Genomic DNA, 13,683 nt, shown 5'->3' with positions numbered 1-13,683 from the left:
AACGCGGCGAGAACCTCGGGCGCCAGCGGCGCCGCGCGCACGTCGTGAAAACGTACCGCGTGGCCCGCCGCCTCCAGCGCCTTCACCGCCTTGCGGCAAGTGTCGCATGTCTTGATCCCGTAAAGCTCCATCCTGCCGCCTCCTTGTGCACCGCCGGTCACAATCCCGCAAACCGGCCCGAAATTTCTTGCGTTTTGGGCAAAGCACCGCATTTTCGATAGCGTGACAACAAGATTTCACGCAAGCGAGCTCTCAAGAAGGCCGGCGGGGATCCTCTGTCGGCACCATCCCGCCGCGTGCAGCGTGGGCGGACAAGACTTGACTTGAGAAGGAAGACGGATATGCCCACTGGCACCGTGAAATGGTTCAACACCACGAAAGGTTACGGGTTCATTGCGCCCGATGACGGCGGCAAGGACGTATTTGTCCACATCTCGGCGGTCGAGCGGGCCGGGATGACCGGCCTCGCCGACAACCAGAAGGTGGCTTACGAGTTGCGCGAAGGCCGCGACGGCCGATCATCGGCGTCCGAGCTGAAGCTGATGGGCTGAGCCCGCGGAGACGCCCGGGTCGGCCGGCCCGGGCTCCCAACCGGTCACTCTTGCCCGAGCACAGCCTGAAATTCACGCCATTCCCCGGCGCTCATCCCCGAGCTTTCCTGCGTCACCGTCTCGCCGGCGATCATGCGCCTGACGCAATCCAGACCGGCCGCCGACAGCGCGGCACCGCCAAGCCGGTAATCGCTGAACGCCTGCCAGCTCAGCGGCACCCAATCGGCGACGATGGCGCACATCGCCTCGGCATAGGCGCGGATTTCGTACTGCGCATGGGGATCGGCTCTTAGCCGCAGGAAATGCATCAGATTGTGCAGGTCGGCCTTCCAGTACCATTGCGTATAGACGTTGGCCGGCAGGTTCATCCGAGCGATTTCCCGCGCCAGCCCGCGGCCCTCCTCGGGCGACAGCATCGCCTCGTAATGGTCATAGGCGCGATCGGCATCGGCGCGCAGCATGTCGAGAACCCGCGCCGCCTCGGCGCCTTCCAGCACCGCGCCGCGGCCCTGATTGTTGGTCTCGGACTGCGCCGCGAGATGTTCCGGCGCCGGGACGTAGAATTCGCGGTCGAGGATGGAATAGCGCGCGGAATACTCGTTCACGTTGGCGGTGCGGTGCCGGATCCACTGCCGCGCGACGAAGATCGGCAGCTTCACATGCAGCTTGATCTCGCACATCTCGAACGGCGTCGAATGCCAGTGCCGCATCAGGTAGCGGATAAGCCCTTCGTCGTTCTGTACGGATTTCGTGCCCTTGCCGTACGACACCCGCGCCGCCTGGCAGATCGCGGCGTCGTCGCCCATGTAATCCACCACCCGGATGAACCCGTGGTCCAGCACCGGGTAGGCGGTATACAGATGCGCCTCCATGCCGTCGCTGACCGCGCGCAACGTCTGTTGCGGCGCGTTGCGCTGTTCGGTGATTTCGGCTTCTTGTTCCGGCGACAGGGGCATGGCGAATCCTTTCCCACTAGGATGAGTCGCCGCCGACTATATCTCGGGGGTCCGCCCGTAGGAACCACCAAGGATGGTATCATGCAACCGCGCCGCACTTGACCGGTTTTTCACCCACCCGACCGTCCTTGTCGTTGACTTTCAGAACGGTGTGCCGGATTTTCGCGCCTGAGGGTCGACAAAAGACCAGGGCAATCCGGGGCAGTACTTCAATGACGCGCATTCTTTTTCTGATCCTGTGCATGGGTTTCGTGACCGCCTGCGACAGCGGCGGCGGCGACGTGCTGCAAGCGCCGACCGATGAACCGACCGATCCGGACACAGGTTCTGGTGGAGGCGACGAAACGCCCATCGATAGCGACCGTGGCACGCCGGAATTGCCCCCAGGGACAACCACCCCGACGCCGAACACACAGATCGTGCGACGCGAGGCGCAAGATGAAGAAACCGGCGGCGGATATGCAACGAACATTGAATACCGCAACGATCAGGGCCAGGACGAATTCTTCGTCGATAATATCGCTTTCGACGGCAACAACGTCTACACCCGTGGAGATCCTGTGACCGGCGTTGCGCAACTGGGATCCTTTGGCGTCTACGAAGGTGCCGAAACAACCGAAGATCCGGTTACCGGCAACACGCTGAGTACATTCACCTACCGCGCTATTTACGGCCGCAGCGACTCCGGTCAGACGGAATTTGCGATCGTACGCTCCGGCTCCTATATCGATTACGGTTTCGGCGGGTTCGTCTACCAGCGGAACGGTCTCGACAATGACGGCAACCAGGTGCGTCTGATTTTGCCGACCGAAGGCGATGGTCGCTACCTTGGAGATTATGCCGGAATCCGCATTTTCGACGGCCGTGACGGGTTGGAATTCGTCGATGGAGAGGCCGAGATGTACGTCGACTTCAAGGACTTCAATGAAGGCCAGCGCGGTGTCGCGCTATTCGTCAACGACCGTAGGCTATACAATGCAGCAGGCGTTGACATCACGCGGGAATATCTGGATGCGCTGAATGTCGACGGTGGAGGTGGTGAAGATAGCGGGCCGACGCTGATCGAGGACACGGACGCCCAGGGAAACCCGGTGTTGCCGACCATCCGTCCAGTCATTTCGCCTGATGACGCGGACCCCAATGGAGAGATTGCCGGTGAAATTTTCGAGGTGACGGAGTTCGAAGAAGAGGATTCCTCCATCTCGTCCAACAATTCCGGTGAAGGCACCTATTACGCCATCATGTCGGGCGATACCGCCAGCGAGATCGTCGGCGTTCTGGTCATGACCGGGGATGACCCGCGGTTCGATGGAACCACCTTCCAGGAAACCGGCGGATTCATCGTTTACCGACAGTGATGACGCCTTGTTCTCGGTTATCTGGTATTCTCTGCGTGGCCGTCCTGGCGGCGTCGCAGACAACCGCCCAAGCCGTGCTCAGCCCCGAGCAGCTTCGCGAACTTGCCGGGCAGGCAGTTTTGCAGGGGCAGGCGAGGCTCGCTTACGATCTTTCGGGGGCGCTGGTGGATCGCGATGACGAGGATCTGAACGCCCACCTGATCAGGTCGCGGGCCGCCCGCGATCTTGGACGCAACGACGATGCGCTGATCCATGCGCGCCGTGCCTGGACCTTGTCAGAAACGGAAGAGGTCAGATACGCATCCGCCTTGGCCGTCGCCCAGGCGCTGTCGTCCTCCGGCAGGCGCACGGCGGCCCAGCTATGGCTGCGCCGCGCCGTGCAGATCGCGCCGAATGACGCTCTCAAGGCGCGCGCGGCCGAGGATTATCGCTATGTCCGACGTCGGAATCCCTGGGCCACGGCCTTGCGGTTTTCGGTCTCTCCGAGTTCGAACATCAACAATGGCAGCCGGAACGAAACGTCTGAACTCTTCGGCCTGCCCTTCGAATTCGCGCTCGAAGGTGAGGCCCGCGCGCTGTCCGGCGTCGAGATCTCGGCAGGGGTGAGCACGCGGTACCGGCTTGTCGAAACACAGCGCAAGCGGACGGATCTGGTCTTCGGGCTGTCGCACCGCACCTACGCGTTGTCCGACGAGGCCAAGGACATCGCCCCGGATGCCGACGGCGCGGATTTCGCCACCAGTTCCGTATTTGTCGGGCTACAGGAGACCTACAGCCTGCCCGGCGGCAAGGCGCAGCTGGGGTGGGACGCACGGCTTGGCAGCACATGGTATGGGGGCGATCTGCTGTTGCGCTACAACCGGCTGGGTGCCAGCTATCGCAGGATCGCGGGGGAGACGGGCCTGTTCAACCTTTCGGTCTCTCGCGAGGGCCAGCTTGGACAAGGCACCCGCGAAGACGCCATCGTCTGGAGCGCCAGCATGGGATACGGGCTTGCCCTTGGCAACGGCGATCAGCTTTCGCTATCGACCAGCTTGGCGACCTCCGACAGCGACGCAGATTACCTCGACTATACCCAGCGCAGCATCTCCGCGAGTTACGGCTTGGCAGACCCCGTCGGTCCGGCGCGGCTCGAATTCGGAATTTCGCTGTCGGACAAGCATCATGACCGGTCCGGTCTTACCACCGATGGGCGGGACGAACGCACGCTCAAGGCCAGTGTCACAGCCGCGCTTCCAGAAATGGAGCTGTATGGCTTCATTCCGACGATCACTTTCAATGCCGAACGCACCGACGCCAATATCGATCTCTACGAGACCGACAATTACGGGATCCAGCTTGGTATTCGCTCGGCGTTCTGAGCCGCGCATTGACCATCGACATCCTGGCCAATAGGCCTAGCCTTGAAGCCAGTCAAACAAGAGGACGCCATGCCCATTCGCTATCTGCACACCATGGTCCGGGTGAAAGACCTGGACGCTTCTATGAAATTCTACGCTCTGCTCGGCCTGAAGGAGACACGGCGCACCGACAATGAAAAAGGGCGTTTCTCGCTTGTCTTCATGGCGCCCGAAGGCCAGGAGGAATGTCCTGTTGAATTGACCTATAACTGGGACGGCGACGAGGGCTTGCCGTCGGACAGCCGGCATTTCGGCCATCTCGCCTACCGCGTCGACAACATTTACGACATGTGCCAGCATCTGATGGACAATGGTGTCACGATCAACCGACCGCCGCGTGACGGACACATGGCATTCGTGCGCTCGCCGGACAACATCTCGATCGAGCTCTTGCAGGAAGGCGATTCGCTGCCGCCGCAGGAACCCTGGGCGAGCATGGAAAACACCGGGCACTGGTGATCCCGTGCGGGGCTGGTTTGCAGGCGTTCTGGGCGGGCTTTGTGTCGGGGTCACGACCCCGGCGCACGCACAGGCACCGGACCATTGCAGGCTGGCCCTGGTTCTGGCGTTGGACGTTTCCTCCTCTGTGGATGCCGAGGAATACGTGCTGCAGCGAGACGGCCTGGCTGCTGCGCTGGACGACGCCTCGATCCGCGAGGCCATTCTCGACGGTGAGGGACATGTTGCAGCCGCCATCTATGAATGGAGCGGTCGACGCCAGAGCGCCATCATCAGCCCGTGGCTGACCCTCGGGCAGGATGCAGATATCGATGAGCTGATCCGCAGGCTGCAATCCACGCCGCGCAGCCATTCGCGCTTTCCGACAGCGCTGGGATACGCGCTTGGCTTCGGCGCGACACTTCTGGAACAGGGGCCGGAGTGCGACCGCCGTGTCATCGACGTCTCGGGAGACGGCAAGAACAATGACGGATTCTCGCCGCAGCTTGCCTACAGGAATTATCCCTTTCGCAACGTGACGGTGAACGGCCTGGCGGTTCTGGGGGGAACACCGAACGTCGTCGAGTATTTCCAACGCGAAGTGCGGTTCGGGTTCGGCGCTTTCGTGGAGACCTCGGATGGCTATCAGGGCTACCGGGAGGCTATGACACGCAAGCTGTTTCGGGAATTGAACGACATGACCCTGAGTGCCCGCCCTGTGAAGTCGGAACGCCCCGGCTGATCGTCAGTAGATGTACCTGATCTGATCGGTCCAATAGCGTTCCATGCGCCGCAGGGTCGCGCTCATTTCCGAAAGCGTGCCGTGGTCGATCACCTGCTTTTCGATAAGCCCATCGGCATGACGCGCGAAGAGGGCGGAAATCAGATCCCGGATTTCGCGCCCCCGCGCCGTGAGCCGTACCCGCACAGAGCGCCGGTCGATCTCGCAGCGCTGGTGATGCATGTAGCCCATTTCGACAAGCTTCTTCAGGTTGTAGCTGACATTGCTGCCCTGGTAGTACCCCCGCGTCTTGAGTTCCCCGGCCGTAACTTCGTTATCGCCGATGTTGAACAGCAAGAGCGCCTGAACGGCGTTGATCTCGATGATCCCGACACGTTCGAATTCGTCCTTGATGACATCCAGAAGCAGACGGTGAAGCCGTTCCACCAGTGCCAGTGCTTCGAGATAGCCATCAAGAATGCCGCTGTTGCGGCCCTGCTCAACAGATGTATGAATGCTCATTCGTGTCTCCGCCTGATCTTGTGGGACGGAGCATCCGGGATAAACCCGAATAATCGGTTAAGCCGGCACAGAACTTTCGCTCAGCGCTGAAACGCCACTTTCGAAATGTCCAGGATCATGTCCCGCAGGGGGTCCGGCGGCGGTTTCTGCCCGCTCACCCACTGGTAGAGATCCTGGTCGTTTTCGGACAAGAGCGCGTCGTAGCGATCGAGCGCCGCCTCGTCGAAGCTGTCCAGACGTTCCTCTGCATAGCGCGACAGGATGATGTCCATCTCCTTGATGCCACGCCGCATGGACCGCATGGACAGCCGCTTGAGCCGATTTTCGCGCGGTTCGGTCATGATTGCGGCGCCACCATCAGATTGCGCAGACGCTTTTCCATCACCGCCAGCTTTTCCGCCTTGCCGTGCAGCTCGGCGCGCATTTCGCGGATTTCGAGGATGATCTCGGTCAGGTCCGCCGGGATGGTTTCGGCATCGGGGTTCTCGATCCCCTCGCCTTCCCCGTTGATCAGCCACATCATCGAGACGTTCAGCAGCCCGGCCAGCATCGACAGCCGGTTGGCGCGCGGTTCGGACAGGTCTTCTTCCCAGCTGCGCAGCGTGGATTTCTTCACGCCAAGGCGCTTGGAAAGGGATTCCTGCGTCATGCCGGCGGCTTCGCGCGCGGCCGTCAGGCGGTCGCCGAATGTCGCAATTTCTGGGGCATACCAGTTCTGGTCCATCTCGGTCATTCACTTTCCTTTCGCGGAGTTCGCTTGATCGGGGTCAGGGCACATTCTAAGACAGTCGGGATGTAATCACAAACAGGGGTCTGCCATGCCGTTTCTCTCCGACACACTTTCCCGTGTCAGCCCGTCGCCGACGGTTGCCGTGTCCCAGAAGGCGATGGAGTTGAAGGCAGCGGGTCATGATGTGATCGGTCTTGGGGCTGGTGAACCGGACTTTGACACACCCGACAACATCAAGGCCGCCGCAATTGCGGCGATTGAAGCGGGAAAAACGAAATACACCGCGGTCGATGGCATCCCCGAGGTCAAGCAGGCGATCTGCGCCAAGTTCAAGCGCGAGAACGATCTGGATTACACGCCCTCGCAGGTTGCGGTGTCCACGGGCGGCAAGCAGGTGCTTTACAACGCGCTGATGGCGACGCTGAACCCCGGTGACGAGGTGATCATCCCCGCCCCCTATTGGGTCAGCTACCCTGACATGGTGCGGCTGGGCGGCGGCGAGCCGGTGATCATCGAGACCACGATCGACAACGGGTTCCGCCTGACGCCCGAGGCGCTCGAGGCGGCGATCACGCCGAACACCAAGTGGTTCATCTTCAACTCCCCGTCCAATCCCACGGGCGCAGGCTACGGTCACAACCAATTGAAAGCGTTGACAGATGTGTTGATGCGGCATCCCCATGTCTGGGTGATGACCGACGACATGTACGAACACCTTGCCTATGACGGGTTCCGGTTCTGCACGCCGGCACAAGTGGAACCGGGGCTGTATGACAGGACCCTGACGGTGAACGGCGTGTCCAAGTCCTACGCCATGACCGGCTGGCGGATCGGCTATGCCGCGGGCCCCGAGAACCTGATCGCCGCCATGCGCAAGCTGCAATCGCAATCCACGACGAACCCCTGTTCGATCAGCCAATGGGCCACGGTCGAGGCGTTGAACGGCCCGCAGGAGTTTCTGGCCGACCGCAACGAGGCGTTCCGCAAGCGTCGCGATCTTGTCGTCGCGGGCCTGAATGCCGCTGAGGGGATCACCTGCGCCGTGCCGGAAGGCGCGTTCTACGTATATCCGTCGATTGCCGGCTGCATCGGCAAGACCAGCGCGGGCGGCACATTGATCGATACGGACGAAGCCTTCGCCACCGCGTTGCTCGAGGAACAGGGGGTCGCGGTTGTCTTCGGCGCCGCCTTCGGCCTGAGCCCCTACTTCCGCGTCAGCTATGCCACCTCCGACGAGGCGTTGACCGAAGCCTGTCGCCGCATCCAGACGTTCTGCGCCGGGCTATCGTGATACCGGTTCCCGGGCGCAAGTGTTCTGCCATCGCCATGCATCCTGAACAAACCGCGCATCCAAGGCGCGACCACTGGCAAAACCGGCTGACGCGGGTCATGGTCCGGTCAGCAACAAGAGGTCTGTATGTCGGGTGACCTTCCCGAGTATTATTTCAGGGTGCGTGAAAACGGCGCGCTGGTGTTTCGCGTCGACACGGAAAACCGTCAGCGCCGGATCGAGATGGACCAGATCGCGGTCATCAACATCCGCAACGGCGAGATCAAGCCGCATGGAGACCGCAGCCTCAGCGACAGGGATGTCGAGGTCATCCGCAGCTGGATGGCCGAACGGCAGACCGTCCTTGCCGAACGGGATATCGACGACATCCTGCGCGCGGTGGATCACCTCAACCTGACGACCCAATGGGCACAATCGCGCGCGACCGATGAACAGCTGGACCTGGTAACGGACCCACTTCTTCTGGCGATGCACGACCTGCGCAATGTGCTGGTGCGGCGCAAAGCCGACCGCCTGATGAAGACGGAGCCCAAGGAAACCCCCTAGGGTTCCGCGCTCAAGCCCGTTGAAAAGACGCCTATCTGAATGTATATTCAAATACACATTCAGGAGGTCATCTCATGGCACGTCTGCACACCAACCACATTTGCACGATCACCGAACTTCGCGAGCCGCAAAAGGTGCTGGCCCGGTCCGGCGGCAAACCCGTGGCCATCATGAAGAATTCCAAATGCGTGGGCTACCTCGTCCCCGAAGAAGCATCGCTTCAGGAAGAGCCGCGGCATGCGTCGATGGATGAGGTGATGGCTTCCCTCGAAAAGCGTCGCGCCGTGAACCAGCCTGTTCTGGATTATCTCAAAGATAAATGAACTACTTCCTTCTGTCGGCCGACACGGTCATCGCAATCCATGACGCCGTTTTGAACCCCGGGGAAATCCCGGGCCTTGCCAAGGACAAGTCGCTCGAGGGAGCCTTGGGCCGTGTCGACAACAGGCTTGTCTACGGCATGATCAATGACGTGTTCGACCTTGCCGCGGCCTATGTAACGGCCATTTCGCGCGGGCATTGCTTCAACGATGGGAACAAGCGCACGGCACATCAGGCCATGGACGTCTGCCTTGATCTGCACGGCATCGAGATCACCTGGGACACCGAAGAAACAGGCAACAAGATCATCGCGCTGGCGCAGGGCATCCTTCACGAGGAAGACCTGGCAGACTGGCTGCGGGTCAAGGCACGCTAACGCTTCCCCCCTCCGCCACGCTCTGACATACTGTCACAAAGCAACAAACACAGAGCAGCAGCCATGGCCGAAGACCTCCTCTCCGGACACGAACCGACCGACTATGATGCCTCCTCGATCGAGGTGCTCGAAGGGCTGGAGCCCGTCCGCAAGCGCCCCGGCATGTATATCGGCGGCACCGATGAACGGGCGTTGCACCACCTCGTGGCCGAGGTTCTCGACAACTCGATGGACGAGGCGGTGGCCGGCCATGCCAACCGGATCGAGGTCGAGTTGCACGCCGATCATGCCGTCACCATCCGCGACAACGGGCGCGGCATCCCGATCGATCCGCATCCCAAGTTTCCGGGCAAGTCGGCGCTCGAGGTGATCCTGTGCACGCTGCATGCGGGCGGCAAGTTTTCCGGCAAGGCTTACGAGACTTCGGGTGGTCTGCACGGTGTCGGCGCATCGGTGGTCAACGCGCTGTCGGATTCGATGGTGGTCCAGGTCGCGCGCAACAAGGAAGTCTATGAACAGCGCTTTTCGCGCGGTGTGCCGCTGGGCCCGGTGGCCAAGGTCGGGCAGGCCCCGAACCGGCGCGGCACCACGGTGACCTTTCATGCCGACGAAGAGATCTTCGGCTCGCACCGGTTCAAACCGGCGCGATTGCTCAAGATGGTGCGGTCAAAGGCCTACCTGTTTTCCGGGGTCGAGATTCGCTGGAAATCGGCGATCGACGACGGCGAAACGCCGACCGAGGCCACGTTCCACTTTCCCGGCGGCCTGAGCGATTACCTGACCGAAACGCTGGGTGGCGCGTCGACCTATGCGGACAAGCCGTTTTCCGGCACGGTCGCCTTCCGCGAAAAGTTCAACGCGCCGGGCAAGGTCGAATGGGCGATCAACTGGACGCCGGCGCGCGACGGGTTCATCCAGTCCTACTGCAACACCGTGCCGACCCCCGAAGGCGGCACTCACGAGGCCGGGTTCTGGGCGGCGATCCTCAAGGGGATCCGCGCCTACGGCGAGTTGATCAACAACAAGAAGGCCGCGCAGATCACCCGCGACGACCTGATCACCGGCGGCTGCGCATTGGTGTCCTGCTTCATTCGCGAACCGGAATTCGTGGGCCAGACCAAGGACCGGCTGGCCACGACCGAGGCGCAGAGGCTGGTCGAAGGCGCCGTGCGCGACCATTTCGACAACTGGCTGGCGGCGGATACGAAATCCGCCGGTGCGATCCTCGATTTCCTGGTGCTGCGCGCCGAGGAACGTCTGCGGCGGCGGCAGGAGAAGGAGACCCAGCGCAAGACGGCGACGAAGAAACTGCGCCTGCCGGGCAAGCTGGTGGATTGCGCGTCTTCCGTGCGCGACGGGACAGAGCTGTTCATCGTCGAAGGCGACTCGGCCGGTGGTTCGGCCAAGATGGCGCGGGACCGCAAGACGCAAGCCCTGTTGCCGCTGCGGGGGAAGATCCTGAACGTTCTGGGCGCTGCCTCCTCCAAATTGGGGACCAATGCCGAGATCAGCGATCTGACACAGGCCCTGGGTGTGGGTCTCGGGACCAAGTTCAACGTGGACGATCTTCGTTACGACAAGATTATCATCATGACGGATGCCGACGTGGACGGCGCCCATATTGCGTCGCTTTTGATGACATTCTTCTTCACCCAGATGCGCCCGATGATCGACGCGGGGCATCTGTACCTCGCCTGCCCGCCGCTCTACCGCCTGACCCAAGGGGCCAAGCGGCTTTACGTGGCGGACGATGCCGAAAAGGACCTGATGATGGAGAAGGGCCTGGGCGGCAAAGGCAAGATCGACGTCCAGCGCTTCAAGGGTCTGGGCGAGATGGATGCAAAGGATCTGAAGGAAACCACAATGGACCCGGCGTCCCGGAAATTGATCCGCGTGACGATCGACGAGGACGAACCGGGCGAAACCGGCGATCTGGTGGAACGACTGATGGGCAAGAAGCCGGAACTGCGGTTCCAGTACATCCAGGAAAACGCGCGGTTTGTTGAGGAGTTGGATGTTTGAGTTTGTCCGACTTGAAACACTTGAGCTTTTTCAATCCGGTTTGGCAGTTCGCATGATGTCGCGGTTTTCAAGGTATGCGATCTTTTTGGCTGTGATCTTGGGAGCGCTATTTTTCTCCCAGCAGACCCTATTCACTTATCAAGGAATGGCAGTAGCACTTATCCTTGCAGTTTTATTCGTCTGGTACGAAGTTAAACAGGCTAAGCGAGACAAATAAATAATGAGGAGCGCGTGCACGCGCACCCTACAGAAGCGGCATCGCCGGATCGCGGGATGGCGTCCTCGGGTTGAACGGCGCGCTTTATGGTTGCCAAGTCCGAACAAAATATGAGCGTTGCGCATACGCATACCAATCGCCAGCCCGTGGGGCGCTCTGGCGATAGCGCGGCGGCTTCGCCTTGATTCCGCGCCCGGTGCGATGGTCGTAGGGTGTGTGCTCTGCACGCACCGCGCACGCCGACGTGGTGCGTGAAATCACGCACCCTACGGCGATTGGATTGTCGGTGGGGTGATCCCGCCGGGTCTTGCAGAAAAGAGGTGACGTCACCTGAGACGGGTGGACATCCTCTTCCCCGTGCAGAGCCTGGGAAGGCTCGGAACCTTTACCCAGGAGGGCCTCTTGAGACGCGTCTCTCGTGGTCTGAACGCACATGGAGCGTCCGCAGAGAGAGGGTCGTCGCCTGGGGTGTTCCGCCGAAAGACGGAACGGGTCTCGGATCCGATGGCGATGTGTATCGGCGGGAAGGGTTAAGCGCTCGGAAACGGAGCGGGCGTTGCCCTGCAAACGAAAAGACCCCGCCACTCGGGCGGGGTCGTGATCGCGCCTCAAGGGCGTGGATCTTATTAGTCGTCGGCCATTTCCAAGGCTTCCACGCGCGCCTTGTCGGCGGCACCCTTGGCATCGACGTCGCGGTCGACGAATTCGATGATCGCCATCGGTGCCATGTCGCCATAGCGGAAGCCGGCCTTCAGGACCCGGATATAGCCGCCCTTGCGGTCGGCAAAGCGCGGGCCGAGCACGTCGAACAGCTTGGCGACGTGCATGTCCTGCTTGAGCGAGGCGCGGGCCTGACGGCGCGCGTGCAGATCGCCGCGCTTGGCGAGTGTGATCAGCTTTTCGACGATCGGGCGAAGTTCCTTCGCCTTGGGCAGGGTTGTCTTGATCTGCTCATGTTCGATGAGCGAGCCGGCCATGTTGGCAAAGAGCGCCTTGCGGTGCTCGTGTGTGCGGTTCAGGCGGCGGTAGCCTCGTGCGTGACGCATGTATCTTCTCCAAATCGTGCCCTCTACGGGCGTTTTTGCTTTGTCCGGCCACCGATGCGTGTCAGCGGCTCTCCTTGGGGCGGATGCCCGGGGGTGCAAGGTGCGTGAAGATCACGCACCCTACGGGGTCTTAAAAGTTGTCTTCCAGCTTTTTCGCCAGGTCTTCGATGTTGTCCGGCGGCCAGTCCTCGACATCCATGCCAAGGTGCAGGCCCATGCCCGATAGCACTTCCTTGATCTCGTTCAGCGACTTGCGGCCGAAGTTCGGGGTGCGGAGCATCTCGGCTTCGGTCTTCTGGATCAGGTCGCCGATATAGACGATGTTGTCGTTCTTCAGGCAGTTCGCCGAGCGCACGGACAGTTCCAGTTCGTCCACCTTCTTGAGCAGAAGCGGGTTGAACTCGAGACCGTCGTCGTCGTCCTGCGGGCGCGCCGATTCCGGTTCGTCGAAATTGACGAAGACCGACAACTGGTCCTGAAGGATGCGCGCGGCGAAGGCCACGGCGTCTTCGGGTGTGACGGAGCCGTCGGTTTCGACCTTCATGGTCAGCTTGTCGTAGTCGAGCACCTGGCCCTCGCGGGTCGGCTGCACGTCATAGGAGACCTTCTTGACCGGCGAATAGATCGCGTCGATCGGCATCAGGCCGATGGGTGCGTCTTCCGGCTTGTTCTTGTCGGCCGAGACATAGCCCTTGCCGGTGTTGACCGTCAGTTCCATGTAGAGGTCCGCACCCTCGTCGAGGTGGCAGATCACGTGGTCGCGGTTCAGCACTTCGATGCCATTGGTTTCCGAGATGTCGCCGGCGGTGACGACGCCCGGTCCCTTGGCGTTGATCGACACGCGCTTGGGGCCTTCGACCTCCATACGCAGGCTGACGCCCTTGAGGTTCAGAACGATATCTGTCACGTCTTCACGCACACCGGCCACGCTCGAGAACTCGTGCAGCACGTTGTCGATCTGAACGGAGGTGATGGCCGCGCCTTGCAGCGACGACAGCAGCACGCGGCGCAGCGCGTTGCCAAGGGTCAGACCAAAGCCCCGCTCGAGCGGTTCGGCGACGACGGTCGCCACGCGCGACGGATCGGCGCCCGGCTTGACGTCGAGCTGCGTCGGCTTGATCAGTTCTGCCCAGTTCTTGTGGATCATGCGTCCCTCCATTCTTGTTCCTGCCCCATGTCCGAAAGGCA

General features: G+C 61.4%; 18 protein-coding genes. 11 read left to right on the top strand and 7 right to left on the bottom strand.

Annotation, left to right across the window (positions count from 1 at the left end; all coding sequences use genetic code 11):
- Window positions 1-341 precede the first annotated feature (341 nt).
- Window positions 342-551: a cold-shock protein gene (locus LCF60_RS17835; RefSeq protein ID WP_292293627.1), complete on the top strand. Its 210-nt coding sequence runs from the start codon at window positions 342-344 to the stop codon at window positions 549-551.
- A gap of 44 nt (window positions 552-595) precedes the next feature.
- Here the strand turns inward: LCF60_RS17835 and thyX are convergent, their stop codons facing one another.
- Window positions 596-1,507 carry an FAD-dependent thymidylate synthase gene (gene thyX / locus LCF60_RS17830; protein ID WP_292293625.1) on the bottom strand — a complete coding sequence of 304 codons (912 nt, stop codon included), beginning with the start codon at window positions 1,505-1,507 and terminating at the stop codon, window positions 596-598.
- Between the two features lie 79 nt (window positions 1,508-1,586).
- Window positions 1,587-1,730 carry a hypothetical protein gene (locus LCF60_RS17825; protein ID WP_292293623.1) on the bottom strand — a complete coding sequence of 48 codons (144 nt, stop codon included), beginning with the start codon at window positions 1,728-1,730 and terminating at the stop codon, window positions 1,587-1,589.
- 19 nt (window positions 1,731-1,749) lie between these two features.
- On the opposite strand from LCF60_RS17825, the gene LCF60_RS17820 reads away from it, so the two are divergent.
- From LCF60_RS17820 to LCF60_RS17805, 4 genes are all read left to right on the top strand, one after another.
- Entirely contained in the window at window positions 1,750-2,865 is a 1,116-nt protein-coding gene (locus LCF60_RS17820; RefSeq protein WP_292293621.1) for a hypothetical protein, read from the top strand.
- A 35-nt stretch (window positions 2,866-2,900) separates the two neighbouring features.
- The gene (locus LCF60_RS17815) at window positions 2,901-4,226 is read left to right on the top strand and encodes a hypothetical protein (RefSeq protein ID WP_292293620.1); all 1,326 of its coding nucleotides are present in this window, start codon (window positions 2,901-2,903) and stop codon (window positions 4,224-4,226) included.
- Window positions 4,227-4,295: 69 nt separating this feature from the next.
- Window positions 4,296-4,724 (top strand): VOC family protein, encoded by a 429-nt coding sequence (locus LCF60_RS17810; protein WP_292293618.1) that lies wholly within the window; start codon window positions 4,296-4,298, stop codon window positions 4,722-4,724.
- A gap of 4 nt (window positions 4,725-4,728) precedes the next feature.
- Window positions 4,729-5,445, top strand: coding sequence for a DUF1194 domain-containing protein (locus LCF60_RS17805; protein WP_292293616.1), 717 nt, complete (start codon window positions 4,729-4,731; stop codon window positions 5,443-5,445).
- Window positions 5,446-5,448: 3 nt separating this feature from the next.
- Here the strand turns inward: LCF60_RS17805 and LCF60_RS17800 are convergent, their stop codons facing one another.
- From LCF60_RS17800 to LCF60_RS17790, 3 genes are all read right to left on the bottom strand, one after another.
- Window positions 5,449-5,946 (bottom strand): winged helix DNA-binding protein, encoded by a 498-nt coding sequence (locus LCF60_RS17800; protein ID WP_292293615.1) that lies wholly within the window; start codon window positions 5,944-5,946, stop codon window positions 5,449-5,451.
- Window positions 5,947-6,026: 80 nt separating this feature from the next.
- Window positions 6,027-6,287, bottom strand: a complete 261-nt coding sequence (locus LCF60_RS17795) for a succinate dehydrogenase assembly factor 2 (RefSeq protein WP_292293613.1) — start codon at window positions 6,285-6,287, stop codon at window positions 6,027-6,029.
- Complete coding sequence (locus LCF60_RS17790; RefSeq protein ID WP_292293610.1) at window positions 6,284-6,679, bottom strand: helix-turn-helix domain-containing protein; 396 nt, start codon at window positions 6,677-6,679, stop codon at window positions 6,284-6,286. Before LCF60_RS17790 ends, LCF60_RS17795 begins: the two co-directional genes overlap by 4 nt.
- A gap of 85 nt (window positions 6,680-6,764) precedes the next feature.
- On the opposite strand from LCF60_RS17790, the gene LCF60_RS17785 reads away from it, so the two are divergent.
- From LCF60_RS17785 to LCF60_RS17760, 6 genes are all read left to right on the top strand, one after another.
- Entirely contained in the window at window positions 6,765-7,967 is a 1,203-nt protein-coding gene (locus LCF60_RS17785; RefSeq protein WP_292293609.1) for a pyridoxal phosphate-dependent aminotransferase, read from the top strand.
- A 126-nt stretch (window positions 7,968-8,093) separates the two neighbouring features.
- Complete coding sequence (locus LCF60_RS17780; protein ID WP_292293608.1) at window positions 8,094-8,513, top strand: hypothetical protein; 420 nt, start codon at window positions 8,094-8,096, stop codon at window positions 8,511-8,513.
- Window positions 8,514-8,587: 74 nt separating this feature from the next.
- Window positions 8,588-8,836 (top strand): hypothetical protein, encoded by a 249-nt coding sequence (locus tag LCF60_RS17775; protein ID WP_292293606.1) that lies wholly within the window; start codon window positions 8,588-8,590, stop codon window positions 8,834-8,836.
- Window positions 8,833-9,210: a type II toxin-antitoxin system death-on-curing family toxin gene (locus tag LCF60_RS17770; RefSeq protein WP_292293605.1), complete on the top strand. Its 378-nt coding sequence runs from the start codon at window positions 8,833-8,835 to the stop codon at window positions 9,208-9,210. Before LCF60_RS17775 ends, LCF60_RS17770 begins: the two co-directional genes overlap by 4 nt.
- 63 nt (window positions 9,211-9,273) lie before the next feature.
- Window positions 9,274-11,232 carry a DNA topoisomerase IV subunit B gene (parE, locus tag LCF60_RS17765; RefSeq protein WP_292293603.1) on the top strand — a complete coding sequence of 653 codons (1,959 nt, stop codon included), beginning with the start codon at window positions 9,274-9,276 and terminating at the stop codon, window positions 11,230-11,232.
- Window positions 11,225-11,449: a hypothetical protein gene (locus LCF60_RS17760; protein ID WP_292293602.1), complete on the top strand. Its 225-nt coding sequence runs from the start codon at window positions 11,225-11,227 to the stop codon at window positions 11,447-11,449. The genes parE and LCF60_RS17760 overlap by 8 nt, the downstream gene beginning before the upstream one ends.
- 626 nt (window positions 11,450-12,075) lie before the next feature.
- On the opposite strand, the gene rplQ is transcribed toward LCF60_RS17760, so the two are convergent.
- Both rplQ and LCF60_RS17750 read right to left on the bottom strand, forming a co-directional pair.
- Window positions 12,076-12,495 (bottom strand): 50S ribosomal protein L17, encoded by a 420-nt coding sequence (gene rplQ, locus LCF60_RS17755; protein WP_292293600.1) that lies wholly within the window; start codon window positions 12,493-12,495, stop codon window positions 12,076-12,078.
- Window positions 12,496-12,625: 130 nt separating this feature from the next.
- Window positions 12,626-13,642 carry a DNA-directed RNA polymerase subunit alpha gene (locus LCF60_RS17750; RefSeq protein ID WP_292293598.1) on the bottom strand — a complete coding sequence of 339 codons (1,017 nt, stop codon included), beginning with the start codon at window positions 13,640-13,642 and terminating at the stop codon, window positions 12,626-12,628.
- Window positions 13,643-13,683: the final 41 nt, after the last annotated feature.

The sequence above is a fragment of the Marivita sp. genome (genome assembly GCF_020055635.1).
Taxonomy (GTDB): domain Bacteria; phylum Pseudomonadota; class Alphaproteobacteria; order Rhodobacterales; family Rhodobacteraceae; genus Marivita.
This window is presented reverse-complemented; position numbering and strand designations above follow the sequence as displayed.

What these genes read in the sequence shown, in the direction of transcription:
- LCF60_RS17780 (WP_292293608.1), top strand. Translation starts at nt 8,094, where the DNA reads ATGTCGGGTGACCTTCCCGAGTATTATTTCAGGGTGCGTGAAAACGGC.
- thyX (WP_292293625.1), bottom strand. Translation starts at nt 1,507, where the DNA reads ATGCCCCTGTCGCCGGAACAAGAAGCCGAAATCACCGAACAGCGCAAC.
- LCF60_RS17800 (WP_292293615.1), bottom strand. Translation starts at nt 5,946, where the DNA reads ATGAGCATTCATACATCTGTTGAGCAGGGCCGCAACAGCGGCATTCTT.
- rplQ (WP_292293600.1), bottom strand. Translation starts at nt 12,495, where the DNA reads ATGCGTCACGCACGAGGCTACCGCCGCCTGAACCGCACACACGAGCAC.
- LCF60_RS17790 (WP_292293610.1), bottom strand. Translation starts at nt 6,679, where the DNA reads ATGACCGAGATGGACCAGAACTGGTATGCCCCAGAAATTGCGACATTC.
- LCF60_RS17785 (WP_292293609.1), top strand. Translation starts at nt 6,765, where the DNA reads ATGCCGTTTCTCTCCGACACACTTTCCCGTGTCAGCCCGTCGCCGACG.
- LCF60_RS17770 (WP_292293605.1), top strand. Translation starts at nt 8,833, where the DNA reads ATGAACTACTTCCTTCTGTCGGCCGACACGGTCATCGCAATCCATGAC.
- LCF60_RS17820 (WP_292293621.1), top strand. Translation starts at nt 1,750, where the DNA reads ATGGGTTTCGTGACCGCCTGCGACAGCGGCGGCGGCGACGTGCTGCAA.
- LCF60_RS17760 (WP_292293602.1), top strand. Translation starts at nt 11,225, where the DNA reads ATGTTTGAGTTTGTCCGACTTGAAACACTTGAGCTTTTTCAATCCGGT.
- parE (WP_292293603.1), top strand. Translation starts at nt 9,274, where the DNA reads ATGGCCGAAGACCTCCTCTCCGGACACGAACCGACCGACTATGATGCC.
- LCF60_RS17835 (WP_292293627.1), top strand. Translation starts at nt 342, where the DNA reads ATGCCCACTGGCACCGTGAAATGGTTCAACACCACGAAAGGTTACGGG.
- LCF60_RS17775 (WP_292293606.1), top strand. Translation starts at nt 8,588, where the DNA reads ATGGCACGTCTGCACACCAACCACATTTGCACGATCACCGAACTTCGC.
- LCF60_RS17825 (WP_292293623.1), bottom strand. Translation starts at nt 1,730, where the DNA reads ATGCGCGTCATTGAAGTACTGCCCCGGATTGCCCTGGTCTTTTGTCGA.
- LCF60_RS17810 (WP_292293618.1), top strand. Translation starts at nt 4,296, where the DNA reads ATGCCCATTCGCTATCTGCACACCATGGTCCGGGTGAAAGACCTGGAC.
- LCF60_RS17795 (WP_292293613.1), bottom strand. Translation starts at nt 6,287, where the DNA reads ATGACCGAACCGCGCGAAAATCGGCTCAAGCGGCTGTCCATGCGGTCC.
- LCF60_RS17750 (WP_292293598.1), bottom strand. Translation starts at nt 13,642, where the DNA reads ATGATCCACAAGAACTGGGCAGAACTGATCAAGCCGACGCAGCTCGAC.